This is a genomic window from Kitasatospora atroaurantiaca, from assembly GCF_007828955.1.
In the GTDB taxonomy this organism is placed as follows: Bacteria; Actinomycetota; Actinomycetes; order Streptomycetales; family Streptomycetaceae; genus Kitasatospora; species Kitasatospora atroaurantiaca.
Genome location: NZ_VIVR01000001.1, coordinates 5,772,307 through 5,791,819 on the forward strand (window position 1 = coordinate 5,772,307; position 19,513 = coordinate 5,791,819).

General features: G+C 72.2%; 14 protein-coding genes. 11 read left to right on the forward strand and 3 right to left on the reverse strand.

Annotated elements, in window-relative coordinates; genetic code table 11:
* Positions 1-58: 58 nt before the first annotated feature.
* Positions 59-1,582 carry a cellulase family glycosylhydrolase gene (locus FB465_RS26055; RefSeq protein WP_425461216.1) on the reverse strand — a complete coding sequence of 508 codons (1,524 nt, stop codon included), beginning with the start codon at positions 1,580-1,582 and terminating at the stop codon, positions 59-61.
* A gap of 177 nt (positions 1,583-1,759) precedes the next feature.
* Between FB465_RS26055 and FB465_RS26060 the strand changes: the two genes are divergently transcribed.
* Together FB465_RS26060 and FB465_RS26065 are read left to right on the forward strand one after the other, a co-directional pair.
* Positions 1,760-4,663 carry a glycoside hydrolase family 48 protein gene (locus tag FB465_RS26060; RefSeq protein ID WP_145794336.1) on the forward strand — a complete coding sequence of 968 codons (2,904 nt, stop codon included), beginning with the start codon at positions 1,760-1,762 and terminating at the stop codon, positions 4,661-4,663.
* Positions 4,664-4,844: 181 nt separating this feature from the next.
* Positions 4,845-6,332 carry a S8 family peptidase gene (locus FB465_RS26065; protein WP_145794338.1) on the forward strand — a complete coding sequence of 496 codons (1,488 nt, stop codon included), beginning with the start codon at positions 4,845-4,847 and terminating at the stop codon, positions 6,330-6,332.
* 155 nt (positions 6,333-6,487) lie between these two features.
* On the opposite strand, the gene FB465_RS26070 is transcribed toward FB465_RS26065, so the two are convergent.
* Positions 6,488-7,381: a HipA family kinase gene (locus FB465_RS26070; protein ID WP_145794340.1), complete on the reverse strand. Its 894-nt coding sequence runs from the start codon at positions 7,379-7,381 to the stop codon at positions 6,488-6,490.
* Between the two features lie 144 nt (positions 7,382-7,525).
* On the opposite strand from FB465_RS26070, the gene FB465_RS26075 reads away from it, so the two are divergent.
* The 9 genes from FB465_RS26075 (at position 7,526) to FB465_RS26115 (ending at position 18,440) form a co-directional block, all read left to right on the forward strand.
* Positions 7,526-7,966 (forward strand): SRPBCC family protein, encoded by a 441-nt coding sequence (locus FB465_RS26075; RefSeq protein ID WP_145794342.1) that lies wholly within the window; start codon positions 7,526-7,528, stop codon positions 7,964-7,966.
* A gap of 287 nt (positions 7,967-8,253) precedes the next feature.
* Complete coding sequence (locus FB465_RS26080; protein WP_145797603.1) at positions 8,254-9,426, forward strand: glycosyltransferase; 1,173 nt, start codon at positions 8,254-8,256, stop codon at positions 9,424-9,426.
* Positions 9,427-9,772: 346 nt separating this feature from the next.
* The gene (locus FB465_RS26085) at positions 9,773-11,278 is read left to right on the forward strand and encodes a sugar transferase (protein ID WP_170290690.1); all 1,506 of its coding nucleotides are present in this window, start codon (positions 9,773-9,775) and stop codon (positions 11,276-11,278) included.
* Positions 11,279-11,283: 5 nt separating this feature from the next.
* Positions 11,284-12,792 carry an O-antigen ligase family protein gene (locus FB465_RS26090; RefSeq protein WP_145794345.1) on the forward strand — a complete coding sequence of 503 codons (1,509 nt, stop codon included), beginning with the start codon at positions 11,284-11,286 and terminating at the stop codon, positions 12,790-12,792.
* The gene (locus FB465_RS26095) at positions 12,789-14,507 is read left to right on the forward strand and encodes a lipid II flippase MurJ (protein ID WP_145794347.1); all 1,719 of its coding nucleotides are present in this window, start codon (positions 12,789-12,791) and stop codon (positions 14,505-14,507) included. The genes FB465_RS26090 and FB465_RS26095 overlap by 4 nt, the downstream gene beginning before the upstream one ends.
* Positions 14,497-15,297, forward strand: coding sequence for a polysaccharide deacetylase family protein (locus FB465_RS26100; RefSeq protein ID WP_246192844.1), 801 nt, complete (start codon positions 14,497-14,499; stop codon positions 15,295-15,297). Before FB465_RS26095 ends, FB465_RS26100 begins: the two co-directional genes overlap by 11 nt.
* Positions 15,294-16,469, forward strand: coding sequence for a glycosyltransferase (locus FB465_RS26105; RefSeq protein WP_145794349.1), 1,176 nt, complete (start codon positions 15,294-15,296; stop codon positions 16,467-16,469). The genes FB465_RS26100 and FB465_RS26105 overlap by 4 nt, the downstream gene beginning before the upstream one ends.
* A 64-nt stretch (positions 16,470-16,533) precedes the next feature.
* A complete protein-coding gene (locus tag FB465_RS26110; RefSeq protein WP_145794350.1) occupies positions 16,534-17,286 on the forward strand; it encodes a YveK family protein in 753 nt (250 codons plus the stop codon).
* A complete protein-coding gene (locus FB465_RS26115; protein ID WP_145794352.1) occupies positions 17,283-18,440 on the forward strand; it encodes a GNAT family N-acetyltransferase in 1,158 nt (385 codons plus the stop codon). The genes FB465_RS26110 and FB465_RS26115 overlap by 4 nt, the downstream gene beginning before the upstream one ends.
* Here the strand turns inward: FB465_RS26115 and FB465_RS26120 are convergent.
* Positions 18,417-19,496, reverse strand: a complete 1,080-nt coding sequence (locus FB465_RS26120) for a glycoside hydrolase family 26 protein (protein ID WP_145794354.1) — start codon at positions 19,494-19,496, stop codon at positions 18,417-18,419. The two genes, FB465_RS26115 and FB465_RS26120, sit on opposite strands and share 24 nt — an antisense overlap.
* Positions 19,497-19,513: the final 17 nt, after the last annotated feature.

A 19,513-nucleotide genomic window follows, 5' to 3' on the forward strand; every position in this document is an offset into this window, starting at 1 on the left:
GCTACGGGCTGTGACCTGCTACCGGCTCTGACCTGCTACCGACTCGGACCGCGTGGGATCAGCCGATGGCCTTCAGGTGGTCGCGCACGCCGATGCCGTAGGCGGTCGGGGTGCCGTCGTAGTTGGTGATCAGGGACGGCCCGGAGCTGCAGTCCCAGGTGTTCCAGGTCCAGCCGAGGTAGGAGATCCTCTTGCCGTCCAGCCAGGACATCACCTGGTCGACGAAGCCGTGGCTGCAGGTGTTCTCGCCGATCTCACCGGCCATCAGCGGCACCTGGGCGGCGACGGGAGCGATGGTGGAGTTCCAGCAGGAGGCGTTGGCACAGGTGTTGAAGTTGTAGACGTGCCAGGCGGCGCCGAGGTTGCCGGTCGGGTCGGTGGGCTTGTAGGTGAGCCACTGGCTCAGGTCGTTGGAGTAGGCGATGCCGCCGAGCAGGATGACGTTCTTGGCGCCGGTCGCCCGGACGGTGTTGACCAGGGTCTGCATCCCGCTGACGGTGTAGGCGATACCGGGGCAGGCGCTGCCGCCGTCCCGCCAGCAGAGCCAGGCCTGGGTGGCGGAGGACTCGGAGCGGTCGGGGTAGGGCTCGTTGAACAGGTCGAAGACGACCGAGGTGCTGCCCTTGAAGGTGTCGGCGACGGAGGTCCAGAACGGTACCGCGTTGGCGCCAGGCATCGGCTTCTGGCAGGTCGCGTTGACGTCGGAGCAGCCGGCGGAGTTGCCGGTGTACTGGCCCCGGCTCCAGTGCATCTCGACGATCGGGGTGATGCCGTTGGCGCGCAGGGCGTCCACCCAGGTCGTGATCGCCGTACGGTAGTTGGTGCCTGCGTAGGCCGGGTTGACGTTGGACTGGCCGAGCCAGCAGTCCTCGTTGAGCGGGACGCGGACGGCGTTGACCTTCCAGCTCTTGATGGCGGCGATCGCGCTGCTGTCCACCGGGCCGTCGTAGAACCCGTAGCCCTGGACACACATGAACTCGGTGCCGGAGCGGTTGACGCCGTGCAGCGTCACCGCCGAACCGGCGGCGTTCACCAGGGAGTTGCCCGAGACGTGCAGCTCGGGTGCGGTGCCGGTGCCGCCCGTCGCGGTGGCGGTCGGCGTCGGCGTCGGAGTCGGAGTCGGCGTGGGCGTAGGTGTCGCGCCCGTGCAGGCCGCGCCGTTGACGGCGAACGATGTCGGTGCCGAATTGGCGCCGCTGTAGCTGAAGTTGGCGCCCGCGGTGACCGATCCGCCGGCCGCGATGGTGGCGTTCCAGCTGAGACTGGTGACGGTGACGTTTTTGCCCGACTGGCTCCAGGTGCCGTTCCAGCCACTGCCGGAGAGGGTCTGGTTACCGGTGTAGCCGTACGTGAGCGTCCAGCCGTTGAGCGCGGCCGTGCCCAGGTTGTTGATCTTCACGTTGGCGGTGAATCCGGTGCCCCAGTCGTTGGTGCTGTAGTCGACCGTGCAGGCGGTGGTCGCGGCGGAGGCGCTGCCGCCGGTCATCGAGAGGGTCGCGGCGGCGGCCACGGCCAGGGCGGATCCCAGGGCCAGGGTGGTGGCGCGGACGGACATGTCCGGCTCCTTCTGAGAGTGCTTCATGGGCGCGCTCCCACATGCCCGAGTTGAAGATAGCCAGACGCCGAAAGCTTGCCAACCTCTCTTGCTGCACAATCTCTTGACACTTCATGAGGGCGTGTCGATTCTTGGGAGCGCTCCCACATTTGCGAGTGCCATGCCTCGCGTCCGGCAACTCTCCCCCCACCCGCAGGAGCCGCCATGTCACCCCCCAAGCTGCCCGCGCTCGGCGCCGCGCTCGCCCTGCTCGCAGCCGGCCTGAGCACCGCCGTCGCCGGTCCGGCCGCCGCCGCCTCGCTCCAGTGCTCGGTCGACTACACGACCAACGACTGGGGCAGCGGCTTCACCGCCAACGTCGCCGTCAACAACAAGGGCACCGCCGCGATCAGCGGCTGGACGCTGACCTACGCGTACACCGGCAACCAGACCCTCTCCGGCAGCGGCTGGAGTGGCACCTGGAGCCAGTCCGGCAAGAACATCAGCGTCACCAATCTCGACTGGAACGCCACCATCGTGCCCGGCGGATCGGTCAGTGCGGGCGCCAACTTCGCCTACAGCGGCACCAATGCGGCGCCCACCGCCTTCGCCGTCAACGGCACCACCTGCACCGGCGCCCACCAGCCGCCGGTCACCACGCTCACCAGCCCGGCGGCAGGCGCGAGTTACGCCGCCGGCGCGGCCGTCCCGCTCGCCGCCACCGCGACGGCCTCCGACGGCGCGACCATCAGCAAGGTCGAGTTCTACGACAACACCACCCTGCTGGCCACCGACACCACCGCGCCGTACAGCTTCAGCTGGACGGGCGCGGCCTCCGGCAGCCACTCGGTCTACGCCAAGGCGTACGACAGCACAGGCGCCGCCGGCGAGTCCACGCCGGCGGGCATCACCGTCGCCGCCGGCCCGTCCGTCTCGGCCGCGCCGACCAGCGTCTCGGTGACCCAGGGCAAGACCGGCACCTTCGCTCTGAAGCTCTCCGCACAGCCCAGCGCCAACGTCACCGTCGCCACCACCCGCACCTCCGGCAACACGGGTCTCTCCGTGACCGGCGGCGCGAGCCTCACCTTCACCCCGTCCAACTGGTCGACGGCGCAGACCGTCACCCTGACCGCCGACGCCGCGAGCACCGGCGCGGCGACCTTCACCTCCTCGGCCACCGGCTACACCGCCTCGACCGTCACGGTGACCGAACTCGCGGCCGGCAGCGGTGTGTACAACGACCGCTTCCTGCAGCTCTACAACAAGATCAAGGCCCCGGCGAACGGCTACTTCTCGCCCGAGGGCATCCCGTACCACTCGGTGGAGACGCTGCTGGTGGAGGCCCCGGACCAGGGCCACGAGACGACCTCCGAGGCGTACAGCTACCTGCTCTGGCTGGAGGCCCAGTACGGCAGGGTCACCAAGGACTGGTCCAAGTTCAACGCGGCGTGGACGCTCATGGAGACGTACATGATCCCCACCCACGCCGACCAGCCGACCAACAGCTTCTACAACGCGTCCAAGCCCGCCACCTACGCCCCCGAGCACCCGCTGCCCAGCGACTACCCGTCCCAGCTGGACACTTCGGTCACGCCCGGCACCGACCCGATCGCGGCCGAGCTGCAGGGCGCGTACGGCACCAGCGACGTCTACGGCATGCACTGGCTCCAGGACGTCGACAACGTGTACGGCTACGGCAACGCGCCCGGCAAGTGCGAGGCCGGGCCGAGCGACACCGGCCCCTCCTACATCAACACCTACCAGCGCGGCGCCCAGGAGTCGGTCTGGGAGACGATCCCGCAGCCGACCTGCGACAAGTTCGCCTACGGTGGCAAGAACGGCTACCTGGACCTCTTCGTCAAGGACTCCTCGTACGCCAAGCAGTGGAAGTACACCGACGCCCCGGACGCGGACGCCCGTGCCGTCCAGGCCGCCTACTGGGCGGACACCTGGGCCAAGGCGCAGGGCAACGGGGCGAGCGTGTCGGCCACCGTCGCGAAGGCGGGCAAGATGGGTGACTACCTCCGCTACTCGATGTACGACAAGTACTTCAAGAAGATCGGCAACTGCGTCGGCGCCACCACCTGTGCGGCCGGCACCGGCAAGGACGCCTCGCACTACCTGCTCTCCTGGTACTACGCCTGGGGCGGCGCCACCGACTCCAGCGCAGGGTGGGCCTGGCGGATCGGCGACAGCGCGGCGCACGGCGGCTACCAGAACCCGATGGCCGCGTACGCCCTGGTCAACGACGCCGCGATGGCTCCCAAGTCGGCCACCGGGAAGGCGGACTGGACCACCAGCCTGAGCCGGCAGGTCGAGTTCATCCAGTGGCTGCAGTCCAACGAGGGCGCCATCGCCGGTGGGGCGACCAACAGTTGGGAGGGCAGCTACGCAACCCCGCCGGCCGGCACACCGACCTTCTACGGCATGTTCTACGACGAGGCGCCGGTCTACCACGACCCGCCGAGCAACCAGTGGTTCGGCTTCCAGGCCTGGGGGCTGGAGCGGGTCGCGGAGTACTACTACGCGAGCGGTGACGCCAAGGCCAAGGCCGTGCTGGACAAGTGGGTGACCTGGGCACTGTCCAAGACCACCTTCAACGCGGACGGCAGCTACCAGATCCCGTCCACGCTCGCCTGGAGCGGCAAGCCGGACACCTGGAACGCCGGCTCGCCGGGCGCCAACGCGGGCCTGCACGTCAGCGTGGTGGACTACACCAAGGACGTCGGTGTGGCCGGCTCGTACGCCAAGCTGCTCTCCTACTACGCGGCGAAGTCCGGCAACGCGGCAGCGAAGACGGCGGCGCAGAAGCTGCTGGACGGCATGTGGACCAACAACCAGGACTCGCTGGGCATCGCCGTCCCGGAGACCCGGACGGACTACAGCCGGTTCAAGGACTCCGTCTCGGTGCCGTCCGGCTGGACGGGCACCATGCCGAACGGTGACCCGGTCAACTCGGCGTCCACCTTCCTCTCAATCCGGTCCTGGTACAAGAACGACCCGTCCTTCGCCAAGGTCCAGACCTACCTGGACGGCGGCGCGGCTCCGGTCTTCACCTACCACCGGTTCTGGGCCCAGGCCGACATCGCCACCGCGATGGCGACCTACGGGGATCTCTTCAACGCCTGACGGAAGGGCCATGTCTGCGGGGGCGTGCGGTCACCGGACCGTGCGCCCCCGTACGTGTCGGCCGGATGGGGATTCCGTGACGACCTCTTGCGGATGGCACACCCGTTCACTAGCGTCCGATCATTCCGATGCACCTGCCAACCAGCAGCTGCATACGAAGACTCGGGAAGGGCCAACCCCTATGAGAGTTCCTCGGATACGCCGGCTGCAGTACGCGGCGGCCGGGCTCGCCCTGGCCACCGCCGGCGCACTCGCGCTACCGGCCGGCACCGCCGTCGCGGCCGACTCGGCTGCTTCGGAACCCGGGCCGCTGCTCAACTACGTGGTCAACACCAAGGCCAACCACGGGCAGGTGAAGAAGGCCGAACGTGAGATCACGGCGCTCGGGGGCACCGTCGTCTACTCGTACGAGCAGATCGGCGTGATCATCGCCCGTTCCGACGACGCCGGGTTCGCCGCCAAGCTCCGTAGCTCGAAGACCATCGACTCGGTCGGTGCGAGCCGCACCAAGGGCATCGTGCAGAGCGACGTCGAGACCACCGTGGAGGCCGCAGTCCCGGCCGCCGCTCCCGCCGACGGCTCGGAGCCGCTCGAGGCCAACCAGTGGGACCTGCGCCAGATCGGCGCGGACAAGGCCCACGCGACCACCCTGGGCAGCCGCCGCGTGGTGGTCGGCGTGCTGGACTCCGGTATCGACGCCACCCACGAGGACCTCGCGCCCAACGTGGACGCCTCGCAGTCGGTCTCCTGCCTCGACAGCGGAAAGCCGAACACCGACTGGAAGGCCTGGCAGCCGACCACCAGCGACCACGGCACCCACGTCGCCGGCACCATCGCGGCCGCCAAGAACGGCAAGGGCATCGTGGGCATCGCCCCGAACGTCCGGCTGGCCGCGGTCAAGGTCGTGGACGACGGCGGCTTCATCTACCCGGAGTACGCGATCTGCGGCTTCGTCTGGGCGGGTGAGCACCACTTCCAGGTGACCAACAACAGCTACTACATCGACCCGTGGCTCTTCAACTGCAAGAACGACCCGGACCAGGCCGCCGTGCTCACCGGTGTCCGGCGCGCCGTGGCCTTCTCGCAGCGGAACGGCGTGCTCAACGTGGCCGCGGCGGGCAACGAGAACATCGACCTGGCCCACAAGACCACCGACACCAGCAGCCCGGACGACACCACCCCGGTGCCCCGCCCGGTCGACGACAACTGCCTCTCGCTGCCGACCGAGCTGCCCGGCGTGGTGATCACCACCTCGGTGGGCGTCAAGGGCGAGAAGTCGTTCTACTCCAGCTACGGCCTCGGCAAGGCCACCGTGGCCGCCCCCGGCGGCGACTCGCGCTACCAGCTGCCGGACACCCCCGACAAGAACGGCCGGGTGCTCTCCACCATCCTCGGCGGCAAGTACGGCTACAAGCAGGGCACTTCGATGGCCTCCCCGCACACCACCGGGGTCGTCGCGCTGCTCGCGAGCAGCCACCCGTGGGCCGGCCCGGACGAGCTGCGCCACCTGCTGCTCAGCCAGGCCGACGAGCACGCCTGCCCGGCCTCCTTCGACCCGAGCGGTGACGGTGCCTGGAAGGCCGTCTGCCAGGGCGGCGTGGAGAGCAACGGCTTCTACGGCGCCGGCATCGTGAACGCGGCCAAGGCCGTGGACTGGTGGCGCCTGTGAGGGCGTCGGCCAGTAGGTAAGGCAGAGGGGTAACCACAGGGGCGCGGGGAACTGCGCGATTTCGGAAGTGACGACGCCGTACCTTCCGCTTCGCGCAGTTGCTCGCGCCCCTGGGATGCCCCTACCTGATCGGTGGCGGAGCCTCTGGCGGCACGTCAGCCGATGTGCCCGCTCCAGTCGGCCTGGACGGCCGGCTTCCCGTGCAGGTCCGGTACCTGCTGCAGCCAGGCAGGCCGGCCCGCGCGGGTGGCCGCGGCCCGTTCGGCGGCGGTCGCGCGGAGCTGCTCCGGCGAGGCGAAGCCGTCCGGCAGCCAGGCCGCGGAGGCCGCCGCCCGGGCGGCCAGATGACGTACGTAGGCCTCGCGCAGCTCGGCCACCGAGCCGAAGCCCGGCTCGTCGGCCAGCCACGCGTCCGGTACCAGGGCCACCACCTCGCGCAGCAGCTCCGCGGTGACCAGCGGTGCGAGCGCGGCGTCGGCGGCCTGGACGTCCGGGCCGAAGGCGCCGAGCGCGTGGTCGCTGAGGTCGTACCGCTTGAGCAGCGAGGCGTGTGCCCCCGACCAGCGGTGGTGGAAGATCAGCCCGGCGCCGTTGTCGATCAGCCAGAGCGCGCCGTGCCAGACCACCAGGTTCGGGTTGCGGCAGCTGCGGTCGACGTTCCCGGTCAGCGCGTCCAGCCAGACCACCCGGCCGGCCTCGACCGGGTCCACGTCCACCAAGCCCGGCTTGAAGTCGCGGGCCTTCGGCAGGTAGTCCATGCCCAGGTTGAGACCGGCGCTGGCCCTGAGGATGTCCTGGATCTCGGGGTCGGGCTCATGAGCCGCCACCGCCGGGTCGAAGTCCACCAGCACCAGCTCTGGCACCCGCAGGCCCAGCCGCCGCGCCAGCTCGCCCACGATCACCTCGGCGACCAGAGCCTTGTGGCCCTGCGCGGCGCCCGAGAACTTGACCACGTACGTCCCGAGGTCGTCGGTCTCGACGATCCCGGGCACGGAGCCACCCGCCCGCAGTGGCTCCAGATAGCGCAGCGCAGTCACCTCGGTCAGCACACCGGCCACGATAACCCGCAGACCCGTACCGACCGCGACCGAATATCGCGCGGCATCTCCCGCGGCCCCGGGTTTGGCCCCGGCGTAAGGCGGTGGTTGGCTTGGCCCGCAGAGTCAGCAGCCCAGTCGAGGAGAGTACAAGTCATGGGACAGGTCCACGCCAGCACCGAGCGGGTCTACCAGGCCGCACCGAAGCGGGTCTACGAGGCGCTGGCCGACTACACCGTGACCCGGCCGAAGCTGCTGCCCGCGCAGTACAGCGAGTACGAGGTCAGGGCGGGCGGCACCGGTGCGGGCACCCAGGTGCACTGGAAGCTGCAGGCCACCGAGAAGCGGGTGCGTGACTGCCTGTTCACCGTGACCGAGCCGAGCCCCGAGAAGCTGGTCGAGACGGATGCCAACTCCTCCATGGTGATCACCTGGACGGTCTCCTCGGCCGGCGAGAACCAGGCCAAGGTGGTCGTGGAGGCGACCTGGCAGGGCGCCGGCGGCATCGGCGGCTTCTTCGAGCGGACCTTCGCGCCCAAGGGCCTCAACCGCATCCACGACGCGATCCTCGCCCGGCTTGCGGACGAGGTCGCCTGAGGCGTTTGGGGTCTCCGCCGGTAGGCCAGGCAGCTGAGCCAGTTGCACTATCCAGGGGCGCGGGGAACTGCGCGCAGCGGTAGGGCACAGGCCGTTGCCTTCCGATCTCGCGCAGTTCCTCGCGCCCCTGGGATAACCAAATCTGAGCGGATGCCGGCCCCGCACGCGCATCCGTAGGTATTGCGACACCCGTACGGCCCGCGTGCCGTACGGGTGGTTGTGTTCCCCAGGGCGGGTGAAGTCGCCCGGTGCCGGGCTTCGGCCGACCTAGGCTCGCGGCCGTGCGTATGACGATCCTTCACATCTCCCAGCCCGTCGACGGTGGCGTCGCCCGCGTCGTGGTGGACCTGGCCCGGGGCCAGCGCGAGGCCGGCTGCCGGGTGCTGGTCGCCTGCCCGCAGGGCGGCAGGCTGGCCGCCGAGGCGGCCGCCGCCGGGGCGCTGGTGCTGGACTGGCCGGCCGGCCGCTCGCCGGGACCGGCCACCCCGGCCGAGGTGTGGCGGCTGCGCCGGATCGTCCGCGCCGCCGCGCCCGACGTGCTGCACCTGCACAGCGCCAAGGCCGGGCTGGCCGGGCGGCTGGCCGTCCGGGGCGCGGTGCCGACCGTCTTCCAGCCGCATGCCTGGTCCTTCGCCGCCGTCGAGGGCCCGCTGGCCGCGGCCACCCTGCGCTGGGAGCGGTTCGCCGCGCGCTGGGCCCGTACCGTGCTCTGCGTCAGTGAGCAGGAACGGGCCGACGGCGAGGCGGCCGGGATCGCGGCCGACTGGCGGGTGATCCCCAACGGCGTGGACGTCCGCCACTACGCACCCGTCGATGCGGCCGCCCGGCGGGCCGCCCGGATGTCCCTGGGCCTGGAGCTGGACGTGCCGCTCGCGGTCTGCGTCGGGCGGCTCTGCCGGCAGAAGGGGCAGGACGTGCTGCTGGCCGCCTGGCCCGCGGTGGCCGAGCGGCTGCCCGCCGCCCGGCTCGCACTGGTCGGCGGCGGTCCGGACGCGACCGATCTGGCCGCCCGGGTACGCGAGTTGCCGGATCCCGCCAGGGTCCGGCTGGCCGGGGACGTGACGGACCCCCGGCCCTGGCTGGCGGCCGCCGACCTGGTGGTGCTGCCGTCCCGCTGGGAGGGCATGGCGCTGGCGCCGCTGGAGGCGATGGCGATGGGCCGGCCCGTCCTGCTCTCGGACGTGCCCGGTGCCAGGGAGTGCCTGCCGCCCGGCCGGCGGGAGGGAGCACTGGTCCCACCGGAGAATCCGGCGGAACTCGCCCGGCTGATGGCGGATGCGCTGGCCGATTCGATCGAATGCGACCGACTGGGTGCCGTTGCCCGCGAACATGTGGTCGAGCGGCATGACGTGAGCGGTGTGGTGGAGCAGGTAAACGCCCTCTATCGAACAATTCTGCGACCGGTGCTCGGCGGCCCGCGACGGGTCGGCCGCATCGCCCGTGTCCCTGGGCGCCTCTGATCGTTTCTTAGACCGTGAATGCTCGCCGCGAAGGTGCTGCCGTATTCGCACCTCGACCAGATGACCGAGGATGTAAATCCGAAAGTCTTATTAATGGGCGGGTGGAATGAAATGGCAAGTCAACTTCCTGAAAACAAGCCAGCGTTCGGTATTGTCTAATTTTGCCTGCTTCGTTGCTATTTCTGGCTGCCGGCCTTCGCGGGCACTCTGTGAAATGGCCGAATGCCGTTCACGGCAGCAGGTGCTACCTGGACCGCATCCGCCGGGCCGGGACTGCCGGGCCGGTACGAGTACGGCTCCGGCTGTTCTGCCACGGTGGGTACACAGCAGGGGAGTTCGCACGCTGATGACCATCGACCACGAGAGTGTGCCACGGCCGGGCCGACCCCTGCCGCCCTCCCGGCGGCTTGCCACCGAGCTCCTCGACCGGCCCACCTCGTCGGCGCAGACCCGCTCGGCCCCGGCGGTCGGACGGCATCGCAGGCCCTTCCACTCCCGGGTCGCCCTGCCCGCCGGTCTGCTGGCCGTCGACACCCTCGCGGTCTGCCTTGCGACCACCGTTACGGCCGTCACTACCGCCGACCGCTCCCACCCACTGCTCGGCGCCGCCGCCCTCCTGCCCGTGCTGCTCCCGCTCAACCTGACCGGCGGCCTCTACCGCAACCGGCTCACCCTCTCCGCCCTCGACGAGTTCCCCGCACTCGCCGGCCGGGCCGTCGTCGCCACCGCCTTCGCCGTCACCCTGTCCGGCTGCCTGCACGGCTGGCCGGACTGCGGCCCCGCGACGCCGCTGCGCCTGCTCACCCTGCTCGCCGCCTTCCTGCTGCTGTCCGCCTGCGGCCGGTCGTACGCCTACCACCTGCTGCGCCAGGCCCGGCGCCGACGACCGAGCCCGGCCCTGGTCCTCGGCGCGGGCCACCTCGGCCAGCGGGTCGCCGCCGCCCTGACCGAGCGCCGGGAGTACGGCCTGCGGCCCGTCGGCTACCTTGACCCCGATCCCGTCCTGCTCGCGGCGGACGCCAAGCTGCCCGTCCTCGGCGGCCGGGAGGTGCTCGAACGCGAGATCCGGCGGCACCGGGTCCACCACATCGTCGCCACCGAGGGCGCCGCCGACGAGGCCGAGACCGCCGCCGCCCTGCGCGAGGCCGCCCGGCTCGGCTGCCAGATCTGGCTGGTGCCCGCCCTGCGCGAGTACGGCTCGGTGGCCGGGCCCGCCCGCGACCACCTCTGGGGCTTCCCCTGCCTCCAGCTCGGCCGCCCCGCCATGCGACGGCACGGCTGGGCGGCCAAGCGAGCCCTGGACATCTCCGCCGCCGGGCTCGGCCTGATCGCACTGGCCCCCGTCCTGGCCGCATGCGCCGTGGCCGTCCGCTTCGACACCGGCCCCGGCGTGCTCTTCCGCCAGCAGCGCACCGGGCTGGACGGGCGGGTGTTCACGGTGCTCAAGTTCCGTACCCTGCGGCCCAGTAACGAGCACGAGTCCGCCACCCGCTGGAACATCTCGCAGGACCACCGGATGGGAGCCGTCGGCCGCCTGCTCCGCCGCAGCTCGCTGGACGAGCTCCCGCAGCTGTGGAACGTGCTGCGCGGCGACATGAGCCTGGTCGGCCCGCGCCCCGAGCGCCCGTACTTCGTGATGCGCTTCGGCCAGGCCTACCCCGAGTACGCCGACCGCCACCGCGTCCCGGTCGGCCTGACCGGCCTCGCCCAGGTCAACGGCCTGCGCGGGGACACCTCGATCGAGGACCGGGCCCGTTTCGACAACCGCTACATCGAGAGCTGGAGCCTGTGGCAGGACGTCAAACTGCTGCTGCGCACCGCCGCCCTGATGCTGCACCCGGACGGGAGCTGAGCTCGTTGGCACTCGCTCCTCCCCAGCAGTCATCCGGGGCCTCTTCCCGGCCACTGGTCTTACGCAAGGTCAGCACCGGCCTGGCGGCCCGGCCCAGCCTGCTGGCTGCCGCCACCGTCCTGCTGGTCTGCGTGCCCAGCGGCGAGAAGGACGTCACCGCAGCCGTCCACATCACCGCCGCCGACCTGGCCTCGCTCGCCCTGGTCGCGCTGACCGCCCTAGAACTGCTGCGAGGCCGTACCCCCGCGCTGAGCCGCACCGCCTGCGTGCTGTTCGGCGCGGTGGTCTGCGCGGCCGCCGCCGCGACGATCTGCTCGATCGACCCGGCCACCAGCCTCACCGGCTTCGTCCGGCTGGTCCAGGTCTTCGTGCTGGTCCCCGCCTCGGTGCTCTGTTCCCTGCGTGACCGCCTCGACCAGCGGCTGATCCTCGGCTCGTTCGTCGTGGCCGCGCTGATCCAGGGTGTGGTCGGCGCGAACCAGTACCTGACCCGGACGGGCGCCTCCTACACCGGACAGCCGATCCGGGCGGTCGGCACCTTCGGCGCGCTCGACATCATGGCGATGTCGACCGTGGTCAGCTTCGGCCTGCTCTCCGCCCTCGCCCTCGCGCTCGGCGAACGCGGCTCCGGCGGCAGCCGCCGCCTGCGGTGGGCGATGTACGCGGCGGCCGCCTTCCTGGCCTTCCCGCTGGCCGTCTCGTTCAGCCGGGGCAGCTGGATCGCCTGCGGAGCCGCCGTCGCCGTGCTGCTGCTCCGCGCCGACGCCCGGCTCGCCGTGCGCAGCACGGTGCTCGCGCTGGCCGCCGCCGTGGTGCTGGTCGGCGGGCTGGGCCTGGGCTCCTCCGGCGTCACCGAGCGGCTCAGCAGCATCGGCTCCGTCTCGGCCGCCCCCGACCAGTCGGTCAGCGACCGCTACGACCTCTGGTCCACGGCCGGCCGGATCTGGCAGGACCACCCGGTCACCGGCGCCGGCCCCAAGGCCTTCCAGCAACTGCGCGACAGCCACGCACCGCTGCGGCTCTCCTCCGGCAGCGATGCCGCCGATGCCACCATCGGCTTCCAACGCGAACCGCTGCTCTCCCCGCACAACATGTACTTCCTGGTCCTCAGCGAGCAGGGCCTGATCGGCATGATCGCGTACGCCGCGCTCTTCCTCACCCTCCTCATCGGCTGCCTGCGCAGCTCCTATGGGCTCGGCTCGCCTCCGGGCGCTCTCGACCCGGCGCCGACGCTCGCCCTCCTTGCCCGCCAACGGGCAGGAGGGGCCCACCCTCCTGCACTCCCTCCTTCGTCGGTCGCTCGTCGCTCGTCGCTTTCGGCACCGGCGCGCCCTTCGGCTCGCTCGCTCCGCGGTCCCGGGCTTGCGGCGCTCGCGCTGCTCAGCTGGGTGCTGGTCGACTTCCTCTACGCGGACATCGGCGGGACCACCACGGTGCTCACCTCCGTGGTCCTGGGTCTCGCGGCCCGGTCCGCGCTGCCGGGGCCGAACCTCCCCGGAGTGCGACCGGCATGACGACGGAACAGCCGAGCGCCCTCGCGGCGGCGCTCCCGGCGGCCCGCACGGCCGAGACCGACCCGGTGCCCGCGGCGGACCCGCCGGGCCGGCGCGACTTCCTGGCCAAGGCCTTCGGGGTCACCGCGCTGCTCAGCGCGGCAGGTTCGGCTCTCGGGCTGCTGCGGGACCTGCTGCTGGCCCGATACTTCGGCGCCAACCAGGGCACCGACGCCTTCCTGGTCGCCTGGACGGTCCCCGAGACGGCGGCGCCGCTGCTGATCGAGGACGCGATGGCCTTTCTGATGGTCCCGGCCTTCAGCCTGGCGCTGGTGCTCCGTGAGGAACGCCCCCAAGGTCCCGACCCGGTGCGGCAGTTGGCCCGTGCCACGCTGCCCTGGCTGCTGCTCGCCCTCTGTGCGCTCACGGCGGCCACCGCGCTCGGCGCCCCGCAGCTGGTCGACCTGCTCGCGCCCGGCCTCGCCGACCCGCAGCTGGCGGTCACCTGTACCCGGATCACCGCGCTCACCATCCTCCCCTTCGGGGTGGCCGGTTACCTCGGGTCCGCCCTCCGCGCGCACCATTGCTTCCCCGCGCCGGCCGGCATCTACGTGGCGTACAACCTGGGGATCCTCGGCATCCTGCTGACCTGCCACGCGGCCCTGGGCGTCCGGTCCGCCGCCGTCGGGGTGGCCTTCGGCAGCCTGTTGATGGCCGGCCTGCTGGTCGGCCCGTTCCTGCGAAGGTTGCGCCGGGGCCGGCGGCGCCGCTCCCACCGAGGGCCGGCGGGCCTGGTACTGATCCCGCTGGCCATATTGCCGGTCGCGGCCTTCACGCTCACCCGCCAGGCACAGGTCTTCATCGAGCGCTATCTCGGGTCCGGGCTCCCGGCCGGCACCATCTCGCACCTGAACTACGCCGCCAAGGTCTCCCAACTCGCCATGACGGCGGCCATCCTGATCTGTACGGTGACCTTCCCGCTGGTCGCCCGCGCACTCGCCGCGGGCGACCTCTCGGCCGCCCGGGACCGGGTCGAGAAGGACCTCGGGCAGGCCGCGGCGGTGGTCCTGATGGGTACCGCCTTTCTGATGGCCTGCGCGCCGTCCGTCGTCGCACTGCTCTTCGAGCGCGGCGCGTTCAGCCCGCACGACACCGCCGCCACCGCGGCGGTGATCCGGGTGTACAGCTTCGGCCTGCCCGCCCAGGCCCTGATCGGCGTGATGGTCCGCCCGTACTTCTCCGTCCGCCCCGTCGTCCGGCGGGCGGACGACCCGCAGACGGACGACGGTGGACGGCGCCTTCTCGACTGGTATCCCGTCGCCTCCATGGCGGTCGGTCTGCTGGTCACCGTCGTCGTCGGCCTGGGTGCCACGCCCCGCTTCGGCGCCCTCGGGCTCGCCGCGGGCAACGCCGCCGGCATCACCACCACCGCCGCGCTGCTGATGCGCGGGCTGCTGCTGCGCGGCATCGCCCTGCGGCTGCCCCGAGTGCTCGGCGGCCAGGCCCGCCTGCTGGCCGCCGCCGTCGGTGCGGCCTCGGTCGGCACACTGGCGGGGGAGCTCACCACCGACCCGCTGCTCGCCACCCTGCTGGGCGGCGTCTGTGTGGTCCTCGTCTTCGCCGTGCTCGGTGCCGTGTTCGGCGCCGCCGAGGTGCGCGGCCCCGTACTCGCCCTTGTCCGGGCCTTGAACCCGCCTCCCCCGGCCGCTGAAGGGAAGCTGCCCCATGGACGCTGAACCCGCCCAGGACCTGCGCCTCCCGGCGCAGGCGACGGCAACCAGGCGCGCCCCCTGGATCCTGATGTACCACTCGGTGGCCGACGAGGAGGAGGACCCGTACCAACTCACCGTCAGCCCGGAGCGGTTCGCCGCTCAGATGCACTGGCTGCATCGCACCGGACGACGTGGTGTCAGCATCCGCGAGCTGCTCCGCGCCGAGGCCGCCGGCACGGCGGACCGGCTGGTCGGCCTGACCTTCGACGACGGCTACGCGGACTTCGCCGGCCATGCCGTCCCGGTCCTCCACGAGCACGGCTTCACCGCGACCGCGTACGTGGTGCCCGATCTCCTCGGTACCGAGAACGGCTGGGACGTCGAGGGCCCCCGCAAGAAGCTGCTGACGGTGGATCAGGTTTCCGAACTCGCCGTCGCCGGCTGGGAGATCGGTTCCCACGGCCTGGCTCACCAGGCCCTGCCGGGCCTGCCCGCCGACGTGCTCGCCGAGCAGACCAAGGAGAGCCGTCGCGCCCTGGAGGAGCTGGTCGGCGGCCCGGTGACCGGCTTCTGCTACCCGTACGGCGCGGTGGACCTGCCCGCCACCGAGGCCGTCCGCGACGCCGGGTACGACTACGCCTGCGCCATCGCCCACAGCGAGCTCACCGGCCGTTTCGCCCTGCCCCGCTGCTACGTCGGCGACCGGGACGGCGCCCTGCGGCTGCTCGCCAAGCTGGGCCGGCACCACCTGCGCGACGCGGTGACCGGGCTGCGCCGGGCCGGCCTGATCCCCGAACGGAGGGCCGGCCGGTGAGGGTGCTCCACGTCATCACCGGGCTGGCCTCCGGTGGCGCCGAACGCCAGCTCCTGCTGATGCTGCGCCACCTGCCCGAGCACCACCACTGCGAGGTGGCCACCCTCACCAACCCGGGCACCGTCGCCGCCGCGCTGCGGGCCGAGGGCGTCACCGTCCACGACCTGGCGATGCGCGGCAACCGGGACCTCGCCGTGCTGCCCCGGCTCACCCGCCTGATCCGGGCGGGCGGCTACGACCTGGTGCACACCCACCTCTACCGGGCGGGCCTGTACGGGCGGTTGGCCGCCCGCCTGGCCGGCGTCCGGACGGTGCTGTCCACCGAGCACTCGCTGCACGCCGGGGTGATCGAGGGCCGTCCCGCCACGGCGGGCGTCAAGGCGCTCTACCTGGCCGCCGAACGCCTGGGCACCACCACCGTCGCGGTCTCCCGCCAGGTGGCGGGCACCCTCGACGCCTGGGGAGTCCCGGACCGCCGGGTGCACCTGCTCCCGAACGGCATCGAAGCGGCCCGGTACATGCTGCCCACCGCCTCCCGGGCCGCCCTCCGGCAGACCGTCCGGGCCGAGCTCGGGCTGCCCCAACAGGCCTGGGTGGTCGGGGGAGTGGGTCGGCTCGTCCCCGGCAAGCGTTTCGAGGTGCTGGTCGACGCAGTCGCCGGGCTGGCCGACCTGGCCGGGCAGTACCCCGCCCTGCGCGAGCCCTGGCTGCTGCTGGTCGGCGCGGGCCCCGAGCACGCCGCCCTGGTCCGCCGGGCCGAGCGGCTCGGCCTGGCGGGCCGTCTGCTGTGCACCGGGGAACGTGACGACGTGCCCGAACTCCTCACCTCGATGGACGTGTTGGCCGCGCCCTCGGCCGAGGAGACCTTCGGCCTGACCGTGCTGGAGGGGCTGGCTGCCGGCCTGCCCGTACGGCACAGCGCCTGCCCGGCCCTGGACGAGCTCGGCCCGGGCGCCGCCCCCGAGGCCGAGCGGATCCCGTCCGACGCCACCTCGTACACCGCCGCGCTCCGCGAACTGTGGGGCCGGCGCAGCGGTGCGCTGCCGCAGCCGCCCGCCGTCGCGCACTACGACATCGCCCGGATCGCCGACGAGCTGGGGCAGCTCTACGACCGCCTGGGCCCGGCCGGGACCGCGTCCGCCGGCCGCCCGCCCGTCGCCGCCCGGCTCTGACCGACCACCGACCGTCCGCAGCGAGCCGACCCACCAGCAGCTGCGCCAACCGAAGGAGTTCCCGATGTCCGAACTGCGCCGCAGTACGCGTACCCTGACCCGCCGGTGGTGGCCGGTGGCGCTCGCCGTCCCGCTCGGCGCCGTGGCCGGGGCCGGCTACGCCGCCGTCGCGCACCCCACCTACGCCGCCAGCTCCTATGTGGTGGTCGTCCCGCAGGGGCCGGGGGAGGGCGCCACCGCCGTCAACTTCGCGCAGGCGTACGGCCGGCTGGCCGGACAGCCACAGGTGCTGGCCGCCGCCGCCGCGGAGACCGGCCGGACCACGGCCGCGCTGGCCGAGCTGGTCCGCGGCACCACATCGCCGGACGCGCCCGTGATCGAGATCACCGGTACCGGCGCCCGCCCGCAGGAGGCCGTGCAGGCCGCCGACGCCGTCGCCAAGTCCCTGGTGGCCTTTGCGAACACCAGCAGCACCGCGACCGGCGTCAAGCTGGTCCCGCTGGCTCCCGCCGCCGAACCGGACGGCCCCACCTCCCCGTCCGCCCAGCTGGACACGGCGGTGGGTGCGGCGGCCGGTCTGCTGGTCGGCGCGCTGGTGATGATGACCCGCCGGGGCGGCCGTACGGAGTCCGAGGCCGAGGTCATGCCCGGGGCGGCCCCCGACACCGCTCCGGAACCGGCCACCCCCCGCCCACGCACGGAGGCGGCGTCCGAGGAGTCCGGGGAGCCCAAGGAACCCGCCCCGGCCAGGCAGCCCCGGCAGCACAGGCAGTCCAAGGCCGCGAAGGAGCCCCAGGACGCCGGGAGCGGGCGATGACCACCGAGACCTCCGCCGTCGGCGTGCCCGCCCAGAGCGCCGCCCCGCGCTGGCAGACCGAGGTGCGCCGCGAGAACGACGCCCTCGACGCCCTCGCCGCGGAGTGGGACGACCTGGCGTCCCGCTGCCCCACCGCCACCTCCTTCCAGGCGGGCGCCTGGGTGCGCTCCTGGTGGCGCCACTACGGCCGTCCGGGGGCCCTGGTGGTCGTCCTGGTCCGCTGCGACGGCCGGCTGGTGGCCGCAGCCGCGCTGCAGCGGCGCGGCCCGTTCGGCGGCCTGACCAACCTCGGCGGCGGCCTGGTCGACTTCACCGACGTCCTGCTCGACGACTCCTGCGCCGACCGCGCCGCCGCCGAGCTGGCCGGCGCCCTGCCGCTGCACCGCCCGTGGCACAGCCTGGAGCTGCGCGAGGTGCACCCGGAGGCCGCCGCCCAGCGAGTGTTCCGGCACTGGCGCGGCCGCCGCCACCGGTTCGACGACTCGCTCTGCCAGTACCTCCCGGCGGTGCCGATGGAGGAACTCCTCAAGCGGCTTCCCGGCAAGACCGCCCAGCGCAGCCGGGTCAAGCAGCGCAAGATCGCCGAGGCCGACGTCGAGGTCCGGTCGGCGACGCCGGAAGAGGTGCCCGAGGTGGTCGAGGAACTGCTCCGCCTGCACTTCCTGCAGTGGCAGGAGCGCGGGGTGACCGCCGAACACCGCACCGAGCGCTTCGCCGCCCACCTCGTCGAGTCGACCACGGGCCTGGTGGCGACCAGGCGGGCCGCCCTGCACCGCTACTGGCTGGACGGCGAGCCCGTCGCCGTCAACCTGCTGCTGCTCTGCCCGTCCTTCGGCGGTCTCTACATGTACGGGGCGCACCCCGCCCTGCGCGAACGGCTGGACATCGCCGGGCTGCTGTTCGGCGTCTCCCTGGACGAGGTGCGCAGCGCCGAGATCCCCGTCCTGAGCCTGCTGCGCGGCCAGGAGCCGTACAAGCAGCGCTGGCGCCCCGACCAGCTGCACAACCAGCGGCTGGTGCTCGGCCCCGGCCGGTTCGCGCCCTTCGCCGCCGCCCGCGCCGTCCGGGTCAGGACCAGGCAGGCCGTGGTGCACGTGCTGCGCACGCGTCTGCCCCGCCTCAAGGAGGCGCTAGTGGCCCGCCGCCGCAGCTGAGGCGTACGTGCTCGCGCCGCCCTTCGACCCCGACATCAGCTGCTTGAACACCGCGCTGGAGCGGGGGTTGCGGTCGCACTGCCAGAAGCCGTGCGGGCAGTAGTCGGTGACGGTCTGGTAGGCGGTGTCGTGGGTGCGCATCCACTCCACCATCCGCCGGACGAACTCCGGGTTGTCGCCGTTGCGGAACAGCCCCCACTCGGGGTACGACACCGGCTTCCCGCGCTTGGCGGCGAACTCGACCTGGTCCTGCAGCCCGTACGGTTCGGAGACGTACTGGTCGAAGCTGCCACCGGCCGGCTGGTCGTAGCTGTCCATCCCGATGATGTCGACCACGTCGTCACCGGGGTAACAGCGCGTCCACGGGATGGCGTCCAGCCCGCGGTTGGGCGTGAAGTCGAAGCGGAAGTGCTGGCCGGGCACCGAGCGCATCACGGTCACGATCCGCCGCCAGTACGCCTTCCAGGCCGTCGGGTCGGGCTTGCAGCGGTGGGTGTAGGTGATGCCGTTCATCTCCCAGCCGAGGGTGAGGACGGTGTCCCCGCCGCCCAGCGCGACCAGCTTCCTGGCCAGCCTGAGGAAGTGCTGGTCGAACTCGCCCCGGTTCCCCCTGGCCAGCAGTTTCACCACCTCGGCGTCGGGGACGTTGGCCTCGTTGGGCACCAGCATCGGCACGCCGAGGACGAGCTTGCGGGAGGGGTCGGCGAGCCGCCACTGCGACCAGAGGCCCAGCACCACCGGGTCGCCCTCGATGTCACCCCAGCCGTTTCCGGCCAGATAGGTGTGGCCGACCTGCATGTTGGCGCCGCCCAGCCACTGGGCCATCTTGCGGATCTGCGGGATGTAGTTGTCCCAGGACCCGACGAACGCGCCGAACGGCGCCTCGTGCCGGGCCCGCTGGACGGAGGGCCGGGGCGCGGCGCCGCGCGGCTGGATGGCGTCCGAGGAGAGGGCGGCGTGCCGCTCGGTCTGGCTCAGCGGTGTACCGGCGGGGACGCCCGCGGTGGTCACCAGCAGTAGGGCGGCGGCGGCCAGCGTGAGGCGGGCCAATCGCATGGGTCTCTCCTCGGGGC